General features: G+C 72.5%; 16 protein-coding genes. 12 read left to right on the top strand and 4 right to left on the bottom strand.

Annotated elements, in window-relative coordinates; all coding sequences use genetic code 11:
• Positions 1-24: 24 nt before the first annotated feature.
• Together M5362_RS19365 and M5362_RS19360 are read right to left on the bottom strand one after the other, a co-directional pair.
• Positions 25-306 carry an Lrp/AsnC family transcriptional regulator gene (locus M5362_RS19365; protein ID WP_260228853.1) on the bottom strand — a complete coding sequence of 94 codons (282 nt, stop codon included), beginning with the start codon at positions 304-306 and terminating at the stop codon, positions 25-27.
• A complete protein-coding gene (locus tag M5362_RS19360; protein WP_260228852.1) occupies positions 303-1,052 on the bottom strand; it encodes a rhomboid family intramembrane serine protease in 750 nt (249 codons plus the stop codon). Before M5362_RS19360 ends, M5362_RS19365 begins: the two co-directional genes overlap by 4 nt.
• Before the next feature lie 157 nt (positions 1,053-1,209).
• Here M5362_RS19360 and M5362_RS19355 point away from each other — a divergent pair, with 157 nt between their 5' ends.
• The 5 genes from M5362_RS19355 (at position 1,210) to M5362_RS19335 (ending at position 6,621) form a co-directional block, all read left to right on the top strand.
• Positions 1,210-1,452, top strand: a complete 243-nt coding sequence (locus M5362_RS19355; protein WP_260228851.1) for a hypothetical protein — start codon at positions 1,210-1,212, stop codon at positions 1,450-1,452.
• Between the two features lie 35 nt (positions 1,453-1,487).
• Positions 1,488-2,852, top strand: a complete 1,365-nt coding sequence (locus M5362_RS19350; protein WP_260228850.1) for an NYN domain-containing protein — start codon at positions 1,488-1,490, stop codon at positions 2,850-2,852.
• A 256-nt stretch (positions 2,853-3,108) separates the two neighbouring features.
• A complete protein-coding gene (locus tag M5362_RS19345) occupies positions 3,109-4,137 on the top strand; it encodes a C40 family peptidase (RefSeq protein WP_260228849.1) in 1,029 nt (342 codons plus the stop codon).
• A gap of 194 nt (positions 4,138-4,331) precedes the next feature.
• The gene (locus M5362_RS19340; protein WP_260228848.1) at positions 4,332-5,351 is read left to right on the top strand and encodes an NlpC/P60 family protein; all 1,020 of its coding nucleotides are present in this window, start codon (positions 4,332-4,334) and stop codon (positions 5,349-5,351) included.
• Between the two features lie 40 nt (positions 5,352-5,391).
• A complete protein-coding gene (locus tag M5362_RS19335; protein WP_260228847.1) occupies positions 5,392-6,621 on the top strand; it encodes a hypothetical protein in 1,230 nt (409 codons plus the stop codon).
• Positions 6,622-6,662: 41 nt separating this feature from the next.
• Here M5362_RS19335 and M5362_RS19330 read toward each other — a convergent pair whose 3' ends face one another.
• Entirely contained in the window at positions 6,663-7,934 is a 1,272-nt protein-coding gene (locus M5362_RS19330) for a glycosyltransferase family 87 protein (protein WP_260228846.1), read from the bottom strand.
• Between the two features lie 95 nt (positions 7,935-8,029).
• On the opposite strand from M5362_RS19330, the gene M5362_RS19325 reads away from it, so the two are divergent.
• Positions 8,030-9,172 carry a glycosyltransferase family 4 protein gene (locus M5362_RS19325; protein WP_260228845.1) on the top strand — a complete coding sequence of 381 codons (1,143 nt, stop codon included), beginning with the start codon at positions 8,030-8,032 and terminating at the stop codon, positions 9,170-9,172.
• Positions 9,173-9,262: 90 nt separating this feature from the next.
• Here the strand turns inward: M5362_RS19325 and M5362_RS19320 are convergent, their stop codons facing one another.
• Positions 9,263-11,059, bottom strand: coding sequence for a long-chain fatty acid--CoA ligase (locus tag M5362_RS19320; RefSeq protein WP_260228844.1), 1,797 nt, complete (start codon positions 11,057-11,059; stop codon positions 9,263-9,265).
• A 256-nt stretch (positions 11,060-11,315) separates the two neighbouring features.
• Between M5362_RS19320 and M5362_RS19315 the strand changes: the two genes are divergently transcribed.
• The 6 genes from M5362_RS19315 to M5362_RS19290 all read left to right on the top strand — a co-directional run bounded on the left by M5362_RS19315 (position 11,316) and on the right by M5362_RS19290 (position 16,101).
• The gene (locus tag M5362_RS19315) at positions 11,316-12,083 is read left to right on the top strand and encodes a metallophosphoesterase (RefSeq protein ID WP_260228843.1); all 768 of its coding nucleotides are present in this window, start codon (positions 11,316-11,318) and stop codon (positions 12,081-12,083) included.
• Between the two features lie 90 nt (positions 12,084-12,173).
• Positions 12,174-12,617, top strand: a complete 444-nt coding sequence (locus tag M5362_RS19310) for an SRPBCC family protein (RefSeq protein WP_260228842.1) — start codon at positions 12,174-12,176, stop codon at positions 12,615-12,617.
• A 32-nt stretch (positions 12,618-12,649) separates the two neighbouring features.
• Positions 12,650-13,792: an ArsA-related P-loop ATPase gene (locus M5362_RS19305; RefSeq protein WP_260228841.1), complete on the top strand. Its 1,143-nt coding sequence runs from the start codon at positions 12,650-12,652 to the stop codon at positions 13,790-13,792.
• 41 nt (positions 13,793-13,833) lie between these two features.
• A complete protein-coding gene (locus M5362_RS19300) occupies positions 13,834-14,277 on the top strand; it encodes a DUF5304 domain-containing protein (protein ID WP_260228840.1) in 444 nt (147 codons plus the stop codon).
• 66 nt (positions 14,278-14,343) lie between these two features.
• Complete coding sequence (locus M5362_RS19295; protein ID WP_260228838.1) at positions 14,344-15,285, top strand: ROK family glucokinase; 942 nt, start codon at positions 14,344-14,346, stop codon at positions 15,283-15,285.
• 72 nt (positions 15,286-15,357) lie between these two features.
• Positions 15,358-16,101 (top strand): endonuclease/exonuclease/phosphatase family protein, encoded by a 744-nt coding sequence (locus M5362_RS19290; protein ID WP_260228837.1) that lies wholly within the window; start codon positions 15,358-15,360, stop codon positions 16,099-16,101.
• Positions 16,102-16,158 lie beyond the last annotated feature (57 nt).

The following is a 16,158-nucleotide window of genomic DNA, read 5'->3' as shown; positions in this document are numbered from 1 at the left end:
GGCCTCCTGTCGGGGCCCCCTTCGTCAGGACTCCAGGCCGATGGCGAAGGCCGCTTCCAGGTCGTGCTGGGAGTACGTACGGAACGCCACGTGCGTGTCCGTCGCCTCCACACCGGGGATCTTGCTGATCTTGCCGGGGATGACGTCCGCCAGGTCGTCGTGCCGGGGCACGCGGACCATGGCGATCAGGTCGTACGTGCCGGTCACCGAGAAGACCTCGCTGACGCTGTCGAGCGCGGCGATCGACTCCGCGATCTCGGGGATGCGGTCCACGCTGGTCTTGATGAGCACGATCGCGGTGATCACGGCTGGCTTTCTCCCTCGGTCGCCGCGGCTGGGGACTTCACTGTATCCCCACCCCGGTAGCGGCCCCAGGCGTAGAGGAAGCCGACGGCGAACCCCACCACGTGCGCCAGGTAGGCGACACCGGGCCCCGCCCCGGCCGAGCGGGCCGCGAGCCACTGCAGGACGAACCAGAAGACCAGCACGATCCAGGCGGGAAACCGCAGCGGCAGGAAGAAGAGGAAGGGGAACAGGCTGGTCACCCGGGAGCGCGGGAAGAGATACAGGAACGCCCCGAGGACCCCCGAGATCGCCCCCGACGCCCCCACCAGCGTCTGCTCGCTGCTCGCGTGCGCCGCCGCGTAGCCGAGCAGCGCCAGATAGCCGCAGCCCAGATAGAAGAGGGCGAAAGCGAATGGCCCCATCCGCTCCTCCGCCATGGCGCCGAAGACGAAGAGGAAGAGCATGTTCCCGAGCAGGTGCAGCCAGGAGCCGTGGACGAAGAGGGCGGTCAGCGGGGTGAGCAGGGTGCGCGGCTCACTGGTCATCAGCTCGGCCGGTACGACTCCCCAGCGGTGGAAGTACGCGCTCTGCGCCGCGAGGGCCGTGTCCCCGGTCCCGTAGACCGGATTGAGGCCCGAGACCGGGCTGATCACGAAGGTGAAGCAGCAGGCGGCGATCAGGGCGTACGTCACCGTGGGGCCGCTCCAGGTGCCCCGCCACGCCCCGAGCACCGCTCCCCGCCAGTCGATCCGCCGCCTGTCGATCATGGACAGATCATGGCGTACCAGGGCCGACCTGGACAGAGTGCCTCGCCGCGACACGGGGTACCCGCGAGGCCGTAGGGTTACGGGCAGTACCTCCGCAGTTCAACGGCGCACCGCGGCACCCGCACCCCGCATCACGCACACGAAAGAGGACGGCACGATGACGACGGTTCCCCTGCCGACCGCCGAGACCCGCTGGCGCTGCACCCTGTGCGGCAACCTGACCCGGTTCGATGTCACCCGCTCCTCCAAGGTCGTCGAGTACGTCCATCTGGATCTCGCGGGAGAGCCGAAGGTCGAGGAGCGCGAGGTGGTCAGTGAGACCATCGAGTCGGTCCGCTGCCGCTGGTGCAACGCGGTGGATCAGATCGAACTGGTGGACAGGCCCGGCACCGCTTCCTGACGGCGGCGGTGCGCAACACGATGGGGTGACGCAACGTGGAGCAGCCCGCGCACGGTGGTGAACCGGCCGGCGCGGCAGGTGACGCTGCCGAGGCGCTCGACCGCCCGCTGCCGGACGGTGTGCGGCGCAGGGTCGTCGCGCTGGTCTCTGACGCCTTCGGCGGGCTCACCGTCGCCGAGCTTCCGGCACCTCTGAGGCAGTACGCCCGCTTCACCGCGAGCCGGCGGGCCAAGTTCGCGGGCAACGCCATGGCCGCCGCCCTGGAGAGCGATCCGCTGTTCCGGCAGCGGATCGGCGAGCGGTTCAAGGAGGCGGAGCCGGAGCTGGCGGGCGCCGTCGAGTCCGGCGCCCCACCCGCCGCGGCCGACCCCGTCGACGTCGCCGCGGCCGCCTACGTGCTGCGCCCGGCCGGCTGGGTGAAGCTGGTCGCCGCCGCGGGCGAGGAGGCCCAGCGGGCGGACGCCGAGCGGGCCGACGAGGCCGGCCGTCGCGAGCTCGAGCGGTTGCGCGAGGAGGTCGCCACCGCCAGGGAGCGCGGCCGCGCGGAGACCGAGGAGCTGCGCCACGACCTGGAGGCGGCCCGCAAGGAAGCGGAATCGCTTCACCGCAAACTGCGCAGCGCGCAGAGCGACGTGAAGCGCGGGGAGGCCGCGCTGCGCCGCAGCCACGCCGAGATCGACACGGTCAAGGCGGAGGCGGCGGCGCAGGTTTCGGCCGCCGAGAGCGAGACCCGCCGTCTGAAGGCCCGGCTCGGCGAGGTCGAGGCCGCGCTGGAGACCAGCCGTCGCGCCGCCCGTGAGGGGCGCTCGGTGGAGGACATGCGGCTGCGGCTGCTGCTCGACACGGTGCTCGACGCCGCGCAGGGGCTGCGGCGCGAACTGGCCCTGCCGCCCGTCTCCGTCCACCCCGCCGACACCGTCGACGCGGTGGAGCCCGGCCGGATGTCGCCGAAGGACATCGCGGCCCGCGCGCTCTCCGAGACCGACCCCGCGCTCCTGGACCAGCTCCTGGCGCTGCCGCAGACGCATCTGGTCGTGGACGGCTACAACGTCACCAAGACCGGCTATCCGACGATGCCGCTGGAGAAGCAGCGGCTGCGGCTGCTCGGCGGGCTCTCCGCGCTGGCGGCCCGCTCGGGCGCCGAGGTCACCTGTGTCTTCGACGGGGCGGAGCTCGCCGCGCCGGTGCTCCTCGCACCGCCGCGCGGTGTGCGGGTGCTGTTCTCCAAGCCCGGTGTGACGGCCGACGAGTTGATCCGTCAGCTGGTGCGCGCCGAGCCGCCGGGCCGCCCGGTCGTCGTGGTCTCCACCGACCGCGAGGTGGCCGACGGAGTCGCCAAGGCGGGTGCGCGGCCGGTCGCGTCCGCATTGTTGCTCAAGCGGCTTTCGCGCATGTCGTGACGGCTTGCAACTCCTGGGCGTAATGCCCGAATCCTGGAGGGCGCACGGTCAAGTGCCGGTCACTGCCCGTGTGATGTGTGTAAATAAAGTGCCGTGTGCGCGAGATTTTGCTCATGAGGATTTGAACTGATCACAAGATGGTCACTAGGGTCAGGCCTCGAACCTTCGCACGGTTGATCATCCATCCGGGATGGCAGCGGAGGAACCGCCTGCCGCAGCCTGGTTGGGCGGCTCGAGGAAGAAGGAGCTCGCCTTCGTGGCGTCCCACCGTCGTCCCAAGCAGCCGAGCCGCACCCGTGTGACCGTGCTCACCGCGACCGCCGCCGCGGCCGTCGCGCTCTCCGTCCAGTCCGGCGCCCAGGCGGCTCCGAAGCCGAAGATCGACGACGTGAAGTCGAAGGTCGACAAGCTGCACCACGAGGCCGAGGAGGCCACGGAGCAGTACAACCTGGCCGAGGAGCGCCGCGGCAAGCTGCAGGAGGAGATCGGCACCCTCCAGGACAAGGTGGCGCGCGGCCAGCAGGAGCTCAACACCCTGCGGAACAACATCGGTTCGGTCGCCAGCGCGCAGTACCGCTCCGGTGGCATCGACCCCGCCCTCCAGCTCTTCCTCTCCGCCGACCCGGACACCTACCTCGACAAGGCGTCCGCGATCGACCAGCTCGGCGCCAAGCAGGCCGACGTGCTCCAGTCGATCCAGGCCAAGCAGCGGACCCTCGCCCAGCAGCGCGCCGAGGCGACGACGAAGCTCTCCGACCTCGAGGACGTCCGCAAGACCCTCGGTGAGAAGAAGAAGACCTTCCAGGGCAAGCTCGCCGAGGCGCGGAAGCTGCTCAACACCCTCACCGCCGCCGAGCGCGCCAAGATGCAGGACGAGGAGCAGCGCGCCAGCCGCGCCGCCGGCGACCGCGTCGACCTCGGCAACGAGGTCCCGGCCTCGCAGCGCGGTGCCGCCGCGCTCAGCGCCGCCGCCACCCAGATCGGCAAGCCGTACGTCTCCGGCGCCGAGGGCCCCAACTCGTACGACTGCTCCGGTCTGACGCAGTGGGCGTACCGCCAGGCCGGCGTCAGGCTCACCCGCACCACCTACACGCAGCAGAACGACGGTGTGAAGATCGGCCGCAGCCAGCTCAAGCCGGGCGACCTGGTCTTCTTCAACGGCCTTTCGCACGTGGGTCTGTACGCGGGCAACAACACGATCCTGCACGCCCCCAAGCCGGGCGCCTCGGTCCGCTACGAGTCGATGAGCTACATGGGCACCTTCCAGTTCGGCGTGCGCATCTGACGTATCCGCCGCGCTCCGACATGACGCCCAATCGGGTGGAATGTCGCATCCTTCGCTGACGTGACGCCCCGCTGGTGACCTGTGGTCTCCGGCGGGGCGTCACTTTGCGTGGCCGACAGCTTCGTTGGACGGGGAGTGATCACCCGCTACTGTCTGCCGCGCCAGTCTGGGTAACACCGAACGGAGCGCGATACGTGGCGTCCCACCGACGACCTGCGAGGGTCACCGTCCTGACCGCCGCCGCGGCCACCGCGGCCGCGGCCTTCGGCGCCGTCCCCGCGAGCGCCGACCCGAGCGGCACCCCGGAGACGACCCGCGCCACGGTCGACCGGCTCTTCGAGGAGGCCGAACGGGCCACGGAGGGCTACAACAAGGCCGACGAGCGGGCGGACGAGCTCCGGGTCACGGTCTCCCGGGCGAAGGACAGCGTGGCGCGCGGCCAGGAGCGCATCAACCGCATGCGGGGCGCGCTCGGTTCGGTGGCCGGCGCCCAGTACCGCTCCGGCGGGATCGACCCGGCCCTCGCGCTGCTGCTCTCCTCCGACCCCGACACGTACCTCGACCGGGCGTCCGTCCTCGACCGGGTGGCCGCCCGGCAGGGTGTCGCCCTCGGCCAACTCCAGCACGAGCAGCGCCGGCTGCACCAGGAGCGGACCGAGGCCGGCCGGCTCCTCGTCGAGCTGGAGCGGAGCCGGACCCAGGTCGCCCGCCACAAGCGCACCGTCGAGCGGAAGCTCGCCGAGGCCCGCCGGCTGCTGCAGTCGCTGACCGACGAGGAGCGGGCGGACTTCGAGGGCCGGGCCTCCCGTTCGGACCGTGGCGGACTCGACGCGGAGCTGCCGCCCCTCGCCGACCTCGGCCCGGCCTCCTCGCGGGCCGCCGCCGCGGTGATCGCCGCGCGCAGCGCCATCGGCAAGCCCTACGTGTGGGGCGCGACCGGACCGTCCGCCTTCGACTGCTCGGGCCTCATGGTCTGGTCGTACCGGCAGGCCGGGATCAGCCTGCCGCGTACCTCGGCGGCGCAGCGGTACGCGGGACGGCAGGTGCCGCTCTCACAGGCGCAGCCGGGCGACCTCGTGACGTACCGCGGCGACGCCAGCCATGTCGGGATCTACGCGGGCGGCGGACAGGTCATCCACGCCCCCTATCCCGGCGCGCGGGTGCGCTACGACCCGGTCGGGATGATGTCCCACGTGACGGTGACGCGGGTCTGACCGGACACCTGTCCGCTCGACTGCCCGTACGATCGGGAGCGTGGCAGGTCAGGGGTGCGGAGCGGTGCGGAGGGCGGCGGCCTGTCTGCTGCTCGCGCTGCTCGCCCTCGCCGGGTGCGCGGCTCCGGGACCGGTCGATCCCGCGCCCCAGGAGATCCGGACGCTCCTCGACAGGCACGCGCGGGCGCTGCTCGCCCGCGACGAGGCGGCCTACGCCGTGGGGCTCGATCCCGCGTTCGCGCCCACCGCGCTCCGGGAGTTCGACCGGCTGGCCGAGGTGCCGCTCGCCTCGTGGGGCTACCGGCTCAAGGCCGTCGAGCGGCAGGGCGGGGACGGGGGCGGCGAAGGCCGGGCGACCGTCCGCGCCGAACTGAGCCACCGGGTCGCCGGCCACGACTCCGGACCCGTCACCACCGAACGCGTCCTGGAGCTGGCCGAGCGGGACGGCCGGTGGTACGTGACCGGCGACCGGCCGGCCGAGGGCGCCGCCCAGCAGCTGTGGGAGCAGGGCGAGGTGGAGGCGGTACGGGGAGGGCGCAGCCTCGTCCTCGGCGTCGGGCAGCCGGAGGAGCGGCTGAAGGCGATCGCCGCGGCGGCGGACCGGGCGGTCCCCGCGGTCTCGGCGGCCTGGCCGGAGAAGTGGGCGGACCGGGTCGTCGTCCTCGTCCCCGCCTCGCTGAAGGGGATGGGCGGGCTGCTCGGGGCGCCGGCGGCCTCGTACCGGGGGATAGCGGCCGTCACGACCGGGGAGGTCGGCGGCGGGCCGGACGCGCCCGCGGACCGGGTGATCGTCAACCCCGAGGCGTACGGAGTCCTCGGGGAGTTCGGGCAGCAGATCGTCCTCACCCACGAGACCACCCATGTGGCGACCCGCGCCGCCACCTCCGCCTCCACCCCGGTCTGGCTGTCCGAGGGCTTCGCCGACTGGGTGGCGTACCGCGACACCGGCCGTACCGCCGCCCAGGCGGCCCCGGAGCTGCGCCGCGCGGTCCGTGAGGGCGACGTCCCCTGGGCCCTCCCGGACGACAAGGCCTTCGCCTTCGGCAGCGACGCGGAAGCCCTGGCCCGCGCGTACGAGGGCGGCTGGCTGGCTTGCGGCCTGATCGCGGAGCGCTGGGGCGAGCCGAAGCTCATCGCGTTCTACCGCGCGGTGGGGGCCCATCCGCAGCGCGAGGGCGCGGTGGAGAAGGCGCTCGCCGAGGTCCTCTCCACGACCCCGGAGGCGTTCACCGCGGACTGGCGGGACCACTTGCGGGGACGGCTGGCGTAGGGGAGGCCCCTTGGGCCCCCGCACTGCCGTACGGGCGCTGCTCAGCCGACCGGCAGGCTCCGTGCGCGCTCCCGCTCCGGCTCCGCCTGGGCCGGGATCCTGACCGGGGTGAGCCGCGGCTCGGTCACCGTCTGCTGCCAGAGGACGCGGCAGGCCGAGACCGACGCGACGACCAGCAGCCCGTTCCGTATGAGCAGCAGCGCGATGCCCAGCGGGTCGCTGTCCGTCACATGCGAGAACCACACCGGGAACTCGAACTGCGTCACCGCGGTCGCCCACACCACCAGGTGCGCCGGCCGGCGCATCCGGCTCGTCCGGTAGGCCATGCAGACGGCCGCCAGCCCGACGAGCCAGAGCATGTACTGGGGGCTGATCACCCGGCTCGTGGTGGTGAACAGCAGCACCGCCACGAACGCCGCGTCCGCCGGGGTCGAGGTCGTGAACGCCCGGGCGCGGATCCGCCACACCAGCAGCCAGCAGAACGCGCCGATGGTCAGGGCCATCGCGGCCGTGGCGACGGTGGAGACGTACGGGCCGAGGAACTCGATCGAGCCGTAGTTCATCTGGGCCACGCCGTCCCAGCCGAGGTGCCGGGCCACATGGAAGACCATCGCTCCCAGGGACTCGAGCTCCAGGCCCCGGTCGCGCTGGTACGTCAGGAACGCCAGCGCCCCGGGGGCCGCGAGCACACACAGCAGCAGCAGCCCGGCCGCCGCGCCGGCCGCCGTCGACCACGAGCGGAACGTGGCACGGCCGCGGGGGGTGCCGACGAGCAGCAGCGCCGGCCAGACCTTCAGCATCGCCCCGAAGCCCGCCAGGGCACCGAGCACGCGCGGCCGGGTCACCCCGGCGAGCAGCCCGGCCACCGCGACCGCCGTGACCATCAGGTCGTAGCGGGCGTACGCGGTCGGGCCGAGCAGCGGCACGCCCGCGATCCAGATCCAGGCGCCGTGCGGACGCCGGCCGCGCCGCCGCCCCGTGCGCATCAGCAGGCCGAAGACGAGCGCGTCGCACAGGAAGGCGAGGACGAAGAAGGCCGCGGAGTACTCCAGGAACGGCAGGACCGCGGGGGAGAGGATCGCGAGGGCGGCGAGCGGCGGGTACTGCCAGGTCACGTCGTCCAGCGGGTACGTGCCGGTCTTCAGGACCTCGAACCAGCCCTGGTAGATCTGCTCGATGTCACTGGTGATGTCCGGCCCCGGGACCGTGACGACCTTGAAGACACACAGGAGCAGAACGATCCGGGTGAGTCCCCAGAGGAGTATGGGGTTTCGTCTCGCGCGCTCGGCAGCCGTACCCAGTACGCCCGTCATGCCTACCTCGTCCCATCCTGTCGGTCTGTTCGGTCCGCGTCCGCGGACGGGTGGTGTTGCCGGGCGGGGGGTGCCGTCACGTACATTCGGCGACGATGCACAAGACCCTGATCGTAACCAACGACTTCCCGCCCCGGCCCGGTGGAATCCAGGCGTTCCTGCACAACATGGCGCTGCGTCTCGATCCCGAGCGGATCGTGGTCTACGCCTCCACGTGGAAGCGCAGCCGCGAGGGGATCGAGGCGACCGCCGCGTTCGACGCCGAGCAGCCTTTCACGGTCGTGCGGGACAGCACCACCATGCTGTTGCCCACACCTCGGGTCACCGCGCGGGCGACCTCGCTGCTGCGCGAGCACGGCTGCGAAGCGGTCTGGTTCGGGGCCGCGGCGCCCCTCGGCCTGATGGCGCCCGCTCTGCGCCGGGCCGGCGCGCGACGGCTCGTCGCGACGACGCACGGGCACGAGGCGGGATGGGCCCAGCTCCCCGGCTCCCGGCAGCTGCTGCGCCGGATCGGCGAGGGCACGGACACGATCACATACCTCGGCGAGTACACGCGTTCGCGGATCGCCGCCGCGCTGACCCCGGCCGCGGCCGGGCGGATGGTGCAGCTCCCGCCGGGTGTGGACGAGAAGACCTTCCATCCGGGCTCGGGCGGCGACGCCGTACGGGAACGGCTCGGGCTCACCGACCGGCCCGTGGTGGTGTGCGTCTCGCGGCTCGTCCCGCGCAAGGGCCAGGACACGCTGATCCGCGCCCTGCCGGAGATCCTCCGCCGGGTGCCCGGCACGGTGCTGCTGATCGTCGGCGGCGGACCGTACGAGAAGGACCTGCGGCGGCTCGCGGCGACGACCGGGGTGGCCGATTCCGTACGCTTCACCGGCGCCGTGCCGTGGGAGGAGCTGCCGGCCCACTACGGCGCCGGAGACGTCTTCGCGATGCCCTGCCGCACCCGCCGCGGGGGCCTGGACGTCGAGGGCCTCGGCATCGTGTACCTGGAGGCCTCGGCGACCGGCCTCCCGGTCGTCGCGGGCGACTCGGGCGGTGCGCCGGACGCCGTCCTGGACGGCGAGACGGGCTGGGTGGTGCGGGGCGACGCCCCCGAGGAGTCGGCCGACCGCATCGCGACCCTCCTGCTCGACCCCGAGCTGCGCGCCCGCATGGGGGCCCGTGGCCGCGACTGGGTCGAGGAGCGCTGGCGCTGGGACCTCCTCGCGGAGCGCCTCAGGGAACTGCTGTAGAGGCCGCCCACCGGCACCCGCGGTTCGGGCCCCTCACCGCACGCGGTGAGGGGCCCGAACCACAGAAGGCCATGGTGACGACCGCGCCGCCTAGGCGCGGTAGATCGCCTCGATCTCGTCCGCGAAGTCCTTCGCCACCACGTTCCGCTTCAGCTTCAGCGACGGCGTGATGTGGCCCGCCTCCTCGGTGAACTGGGCCGGCAGGACGCGGAACTTCCGGACCGACTCGGCCTTGGACACCGCCGCGTTGCCGTCGTCCACCGCCCGCTGGACCTCCGCGAGCAGCTCCGCGTCGTCACGCAGCGTCGCCGCGGTCGAGTCCGCCGGCTTGCCGTGCTCGCTCGCCCAGCGGCCGAGGAACTCCTCGTCCAGCGTGACCAGCGCGCCCACGAACGGCCGGCCGTCGCCCACCACCATGCACTCCGCGACCAGCGCGTGCGCCCGGATCCGGTCCTCGATGACCGCTGGGGCGACGTTCTTGCCGCCCGCCGTCACCAGGATCTCCTTCTTCCGGCCGGTGATCGCGAGATAGCCGTCCTCGTCGAGGGTGCCGATGTCGCCGGTGTGGAACCAGCCGTCCGCCAGCGCCTCGGCCGTCGCCGCCTCGTTCTGCCAGTAGCCCGAGAAGATGTGCTCGCCGTGCAGCAGCACCTCGCCGTCGTCGGCGATCCGCACCACCGAGCCCGGCAGCGGCTGACCGACCGTGCCGATCTTCTGCCGGTCCCACGGGTTGAACGCGGTCGCCGCGCACGACTCCGTCAGGCCGTAGCCCTCCAGCACCGTGAAGCCGATGCCGCGGAAGAAGTGGCCCAGACGCTCACCCAGCGGCGCGCCGCCCGAGATCGCGTACTCGCCGCGCCCGCCGAGCACCGCGCGCAGCTTGGAGAAGACCAGCTTGTCGAAGACCTTGTGCTTGAGCTTCAGACCGAGGGACGGACCCTGCGGCGTGCCGATCGCCCGGCTGTACGCGATCGCCGTGTGCGCCGCCTTGTCGAAGACCTTGCCCTTGCCGTCGGCCTGGGCCTTCGCACGCGCCGAGTTGTAGACCTTCTCGAAGACCCGCGGCACACCCAGGATCAGCGTGGGCCGGAACGACGCCAGCTCGTCCGTGAGGTTCTTGATGTCCGGGACACAGCCCAGCTTGATCGGCGCCATCACCGACGCCACCTCGACAAGCCGCCCGAAGACGTGCGCGGCGGGGAGGAACAGCAGGACCGAGCACTCGCCGGTACGGAAGAGCGGCTTCAGGCGCTCCACCACGTTGCCGCACTCCGCGAAGAACGCCCGGTGCGTCAGCACACAGCCCTTGGGGCGGCCGGTGGTGCCCGAGGTGTAGACGATCGTCGCCGGGTCGTCGGCGTGCGCGGTCGACATCCGCTCGTCGAGGAGCTCGTCCGAGACGTCCTCGCCGGCCGCGGTGAGCTGCGCGACGGCGTCCGCCTCGATCTGCCGGATGCCCTTGAGGCCCGGCAGGTTCGCCCGTACCGACTCCACCGACTCCTGGTGGGCCGCGGACTCGACGAGGACGAGGGAGGCGCCCGAGTCACCGAGGATCCACTGGATCTGCTCCGGCGAGCTCGTCTCGTACACCGGCACCGTCACGGCGCCCGCGCTCCAGATCGCGAAGTCGAGGAGCACCCACTCGTACCGCGTCCGGGACAGCAGGGCGACCCGGTCGCCCGGCTCCACGCCCGCGGCGATCAGACCCTTCGCGGCCCCGCGGACCTCGGCGAGGAACTGCTTGGCGGTGACGTCCGTCCAGACGCCGGCCACCTTGCGTCCCATCACGGCGGTGTCTGGGTGCTGAGTGGCGTTGCGGCGGATGAGATCCGTCAGGTTGCCGTCCGAGGGGACCTCGTACAGGGCCGGAAGGCTGAACTCGCGCAAGACTGCTGCTCCTCATCGGGCGCCGGCGCCACGGCTCTGTGTGAATGCACCGGTGCGGTCCAAGATCGGGCAGGTGCTCAGTGGGGTGAGCACAACTGGACTGCCCGGACGTTACCCATCAGTACTGGGTTCCCGATAGGGGGTCCTGGTCAGATGTTCCATGCGTCACACAGCTGTGGCGATGCTTCGCGCACAGTAGTCCACAGCTTTCAGGACTCGGAAGTAACCGCAGGTCCGACGCCCTACGCTGAACCGCATGAGGATCAACGTGGTCAGCGACGTACACGGGAACAGCGGGGCCCTCGCCAAGGCGGGACAGGGTGCCGACGCCCTCGTCTGTCTCGGTGACCTGGTGCTCTTCCTCGACTACGCCGACCACAGCCGCGGCATCTTCCCCGACCTCTTCGGCGTCGAGAACGCCGACAGAATCGTCGAACTGCGCACCGCCCGCCGCTTCGACGAAGCCCGTGACCTGGGACGACGCCTCTGGGCCGAGCTCGCGGTCGACCGCGACACCGCGATCGAGTCCGCGGTACGGCGCCAGTACGAAGAGCTCTTCGCGGCCTTCCCGACCCCGACGTACGCGACCTACGGGAACGTCGACATCCCGGGGCTGTGGAGCGAGTACGCCCGCCCCGGCACGACGGTCCTGGACGGTGAGCGGGTCGAACTCGGCGGACTGGTCTTCGGCTTCGTGGGCGGCGGGCTGCGGAGCCCGATGCGGACGCCGTACGAGATCTCCGACGAGGAGTACGCGGCGAAGGTCGAGGCGCTCGGCGAGGTCGACGTGCTGTGCAGTCACATCCCGCCGGACGTGCCGGAGCTGACGTACGACACGGTCGCTCGGCGCTTCGAGCGCGGCAGCCGGGCCCTGCTCGACGCCGTCCGGCGCACGAGGCCGCGGTACGCCCTCTTCGGTCACGTCCACCAGCCGCTGGCCCGGCGCATGCGGATCGGCGCCACGGAATGCGTGAACGTGGGCCACTCCGCGTCGACGGGCAGGCCGTGGACGCTGGAGTGGTGACGGGGCCCCGGTGAGGGCGCGATAGCCTTCGGTCGGCACGTTCGTGCCGTCACGACTTCCGCCGGACCGCACAGTGGAGGAACCACCACGATGGCCGAACACACCAGCTCGAGCATCACCATCGAGGCGGCACCGGCCGACGTCATGAGCGTCATCGCCGACTTCGCGCGCTACCCGGAGTGGACGGGCGAGGTGAAGGAGGCCGAGGTCCTGGAGAAGGACGAGGCCGGCCGCGCCGAGAAGGTCCGGCTGCTGCTCGACGCGGGCGCGATCAAGGACGACCACACGCTGGCGTACACCTGGACCGGCGACGACGAGGTCTCCTGGACGCTGGTCAAGTCCCAGATGCTCCGCTCGCTCGACGGCTCCTACCGACTGGCCCCCGCGGCCGGCGGCGACCGCACCGAGGTGACGTACCAGCTGACGGTGGACGTCAAGATCCCGATGCTCGGCATGATCAAGCGCAAGGCGGAGAAGGTCATCATCGACCGGGCCCTCGCCGGCCTGAAGAAGCGCGTCGAATCGGGCGCGTAGCCGCCCCGCGGCGGGGGGTAACGTTCCCGGCCATGGGGATCATGCTTGTCACCGGCGCCGGTGGTGCCGGCCGGACCACCGTCGCCACCGCCGCCGCCCTCGCCCAGGCCCGGGCGGGGCGGAACGTACTGCTCGTCTCCGGCGAGGCCGACGAGGGACTCGGGGTGGACGTCCTCCGGCCGACCCCCGCCGCCGACTTCCGGCGGGAGTTCCTCGCCCTGCAGGAGCGCTCCGCCACCGCCCTCGACCTCCTCGGCGCCACCCCCTTCGAGGAAGCCGAGCTCACCGAGCTCCCCGGCAGCGCCCCCTTCGCCCTGCTCCGCGCCCTGCGCGACGCCGCCGCGCAGGACCGGGACCTCGTCGTCGTCGACCTGCCCCCGCTCGCCGACGCGCTCGCGCTCCTCGCCCTGCCCGAGCAGCTGCGCCGCTACCTCCGCCGGGTTCTGCCGCCCGAACGGCAGGCCGCCCGCGCCCTGCGCCCCATGCTGGCCCAGCTCGCCGGCGTGCCCATGCCCGCGCAGTGGCTCTACGAGACGACCGCCCGCTGGGAGGCCGAGCTCGCCGCCGTCCAGGCCGTCGTCGACGCCCCCACCACCGGCGTGGCCCTCGTCGTCGAGCCGGGACCCGCCGCCGCCGAGACCCTGCGCACCGCCCGCCTCGGGCTCGCGCTCCACGGTCTCGTCCTCGAGAGCGTCGTCGCCAACAAGCTGCTCCCCGCCGAGTCGCGCGACCCCTGGTTCGCCGCGCTCACCGCCCAGCAGCACGAACACCTGACCCTGCTCCGCACCGGGCACGACGGAGCCGTCCACGCACTCCCGCACCTCGGCCGGGACCCGCGCGGCCCCGAGGACCTCGCCCTGCTCGCGGTCGACGCGAAGCCCGCGGCCGCCCCCGAGTGGACCGTCGAGGACCGCCGCGCCGAGGACGGCATCCTCGTCTGGCACATCCCCCTGCCCGGCGCCGTCAAGAACGAGCTGTCCCTCGTCCGCCGCGGCGACGAACTCCTGCTCGCCGTCGGACCGTTCCGCCGCAACGTCCCCCTGCCGCCGGCCCTGCGCCGCTGCACGGTCGCCGGCGCCGCCCTCGTCGACGGCGACCTCCGGGTCAGGTTCGCCCCGGACTCCGGTCTCTGGCCGAAGGCGTCGAAGACGGCGAAGCCCCCGAAGACCCCGTGACGGCGTGTACCGTCGACGGTATAAGCCGTAAGGAGTACGCCATGAGCGATTCGGATGCCTGGGCCAAGGCGTGCGCCGAGGACCTGGAGGCCGAGAAGGCCCGCCGCCGCGCCGATGCCGGAGCCGAGCCCGGGTCGGCCGCCGAGGAGTTCCGCAAGCTCTTCGACGCCGTCGCCGAGAAGGTCTCCACGCTGCGGAACCCGCTGATGGGCATGGCCGCCCAGGGCACCGTGCAGCAGTTCGTCAACCAGGCGAAGGCGGCCGTCGAGCCGATCGTCGAGCGCAACCCGCAGGTCTTCGACCACCTCGCGGCGGCCGGGAACGAGCTGCTCGCCGCGTACCGCTCCGCGGTCGAGGGCCACGAGACGCGCTGGACGCGCGACGAGCCGGACGACCCGCGCAAGGAAGCCCGGCGGGACCGGCCGGAGGACCCGAAGAGGGACGACGAGGGGCCCGGAACCGGGCAGCACATCGACCTGGACTGACCAGGACGGCCGCCCCCCTCGGGTACGGTTGGCCCTAGCGGGGCTCGACCGAAAACTGAGGGACACATGGGACTCACCATCGGCGTCGACATCGGCGGCACGAAGATCGCGGCCGGCGTGGTCGACGAGGAGGGCAACATCCTCGACACGCACAAGGTGCCCACCCCGCCGACCCCCGAAGGCATCGTCGACGCGATCTGCGCCGCGGTCTCCGAGGCCGGCAAGGGACACGAGATCGAGGCTGTCGGCATCGGTGCCGCGGGCTACGTCGACGACAAGCGCGCCACCGTCCTCTTCGCGCCGAACATCGACTGGCGGCACGAGCCGCTGAAGGACAAGGTCGAGCAGCGGGTCGGCCTGCCCGTCGTCGTCGAGAACGACGCGAACGCGGCGGCCTGGGGCGAGTACAAGTTCGGCGCGGGCAAGGGCCACGAGGACGTCATCTGCATCACGCTGGGCACCGGCCTCGGCGGCGGCATCATCATCGGCAACAAGCTGCGCCGCGGACGCTTCGGCGTGGCGGCGGAGTTCGGCCACATCCGGGTCGTCCCGGACGGTCTGCTGTGCGGCTGCGGCAGCCAGGGCTGCTGGGAGCAGTACGCCTCCGGTCGGGCGCTCGTCCGGTACGCCAAGCAGCGCGCCAACGCCACGCCCGAGCGTGCCGAGGTCCTCCTCGGTCTCGGCGACGGCACCGTCGGGGGCATCGAGGGCAAGCACATCAGCCAGGCGGCGCGCGCCGGGGACCCGGTGGCCGTGGACTCGTTCCGCGAGCTGGCCCGCTGGGCCGGCGCCGGTCTCGCCGACCTGGCATCCCTCTTCGACCCCTCCGCCTTCATCGTCGGCGGCGGAGTCTCCGACGAGGGCGAACTGGTCCTGGAGCCGATCCGGAAGTCCTTCCGCCGCTGGCTGATCGGCGGCCAGTGGCGACCGCACGCCCAGGTCCTCGCCGCCCAGCTCGGCGGCAAGGCCGGCCTGGTCGGCGCGGCCGACCTGGCCCGCCAGGGCTAGCTTTCACAGCACACCGCCACCCGCCCGCCGCGTCCTTCCGGGACCGGCGGGCGGGTGTCGTATGTTGCTGGCATGGCGATCACTCCGCTGCCCAACTCCCGCACCGAGGCGGACGGTTCGGCCGTCGTCCGGGTCCTCTGCTACAACGTCCGCTCGATGCGGGACGACGAGGACGCCCTCGCCCGGGTCATCCGGGCGTGCGCGCCCGACCTCGTCTTCGTCCAGGAGGCGCCGCGGTTCTTCCGCTGGCGCAAGCACGCCGCACGGCTCGCCGCCAAGAGCGAGCTCGTCATGCTCAGCGGCGGCGCGACGGCGGCCGGGCCGCTGCTGATGTGCTCGCTGCGGGCGACCGTGGAGCGCACGGAGGACGTGCTCCTGCCCCTGAGCCCCGGCCTCCACCGGCGGGGTCTCGCCACCGCCGTCGTACGGTTCAGGGGCGCCCGGGTCGGCCTGATCAGCTGTCACCTGAGCCTGCGGAGCGAGGAGCGGTACGCCCAGGCCGGGATGGTCCTCGACCGGGTGGCCGGCCTGGACGCCCCGCACACCATCGTGGCCGGAGACCTCAACGAGCGCCCCGGCGGCCGGAGTTTCACCCGGCTGGCGAAGGAGCTCCAGGACGGCTGGGCGGTCAGCCCCTGGGGCGGCGAGTACACCTCGACGCCCGCCGACCCGCACCAGCGCATCGACGCGATCCTGGCCACGCAGGGGGTGGAGTTCCTGGGCTGCGGCGTACCGCAGGACCTCGACCCGGCGGACCTGAGAGCGGCGACGGACCACCTGCCGGTCCTCGCGGCCGTCAGGATCCCGGCGACCTGAACGGCTCACCACCGCGCCGCGGCACGCGCAGGGGTGCCTACACCACCGCGCCGCGGC

The organism is Streptomyces sp. Je 1-79 (assembly GCF_025195125.1).
Lineage (GTDB): Bacteria > Actinomycetota > Actinomycetes > Streptomycetales > Streptomycetaceae > Streptomyces.
This window is presented reverse-complemented; position numbering and strand designations above follow the sequence as displayed.

Bases quoted from the DNA above. Each gene is read 5' to 3' on its own strand.
- M5362_RS19325 (WP_260228845.1), top strand. From the start codon at position 8,030: ATGCACAAGACCCTGATCGTAACCAACGACTTCCCGCCCCGGCCCGGT.
- M5362_RS19360 (WP_260228852.1), bottom strand. From the start codon at position 1,052: ATGATCGACAGGCGGCGGATCGACTGGCGGGGAGCGGTGCTCGGGGCG.
- M5362_RS19290 (WP_260228837.1), top strand. From the start codon at position 15,358: ATGGCGATCACTCCGCTGCCCAACTCCCGCACCGAGGCGGACGGTTCG.
- M5362_RS19330 (WP_260228846.1), bottom strand. From the start codon at position 7,934: ATGACGGGCGTACTGGGTACGGCTGCCGAGCGCGCGAGACGAAACCCC.
- M5362_RS19305 (WP_260228841.1), top strand. From the start codon at position 12,650: ATGGGGATCATGCTTGTCACCGGCGCCGGTGGTGCCGGCCGGACCACC.
- M5362_RS19315 (WP_260228843.1), top strand. From the start codon at position 11,316: ATGAGGATCAACGTGGTCAGCGACGTACACGGGAACAGCGGGGCCCTC.
- M5362_RS19310 (WP_260228842.1), top strand. From the start codon at position 12,174: ATGGCCGAACACACCAGCTCGAGCATCACCATCGAGGCGGCACCGGCC.
- M5362_RS19355 (WP_260228851.1), top strand. From the start codon at position 1,210: ATGACGACGGTTCCCCTGCCGACCGCCGAGACCCGCTGGCGCTGCACC.
- M5362_RS19300 (WP_260228840.1), top strand. From the start codon at position 13,834: ATGAGCGATTCGGATGCCTGGGCCAAGGCGTGCGCCGAGGACCTGGAG.
- M5362_RS19295 (WP_260228838.1), top strand. From the start codon at position 14,344: ATGGGACTCACCATCGGCGTCGACATCGGCGGCACGAAGATCGCGGCC.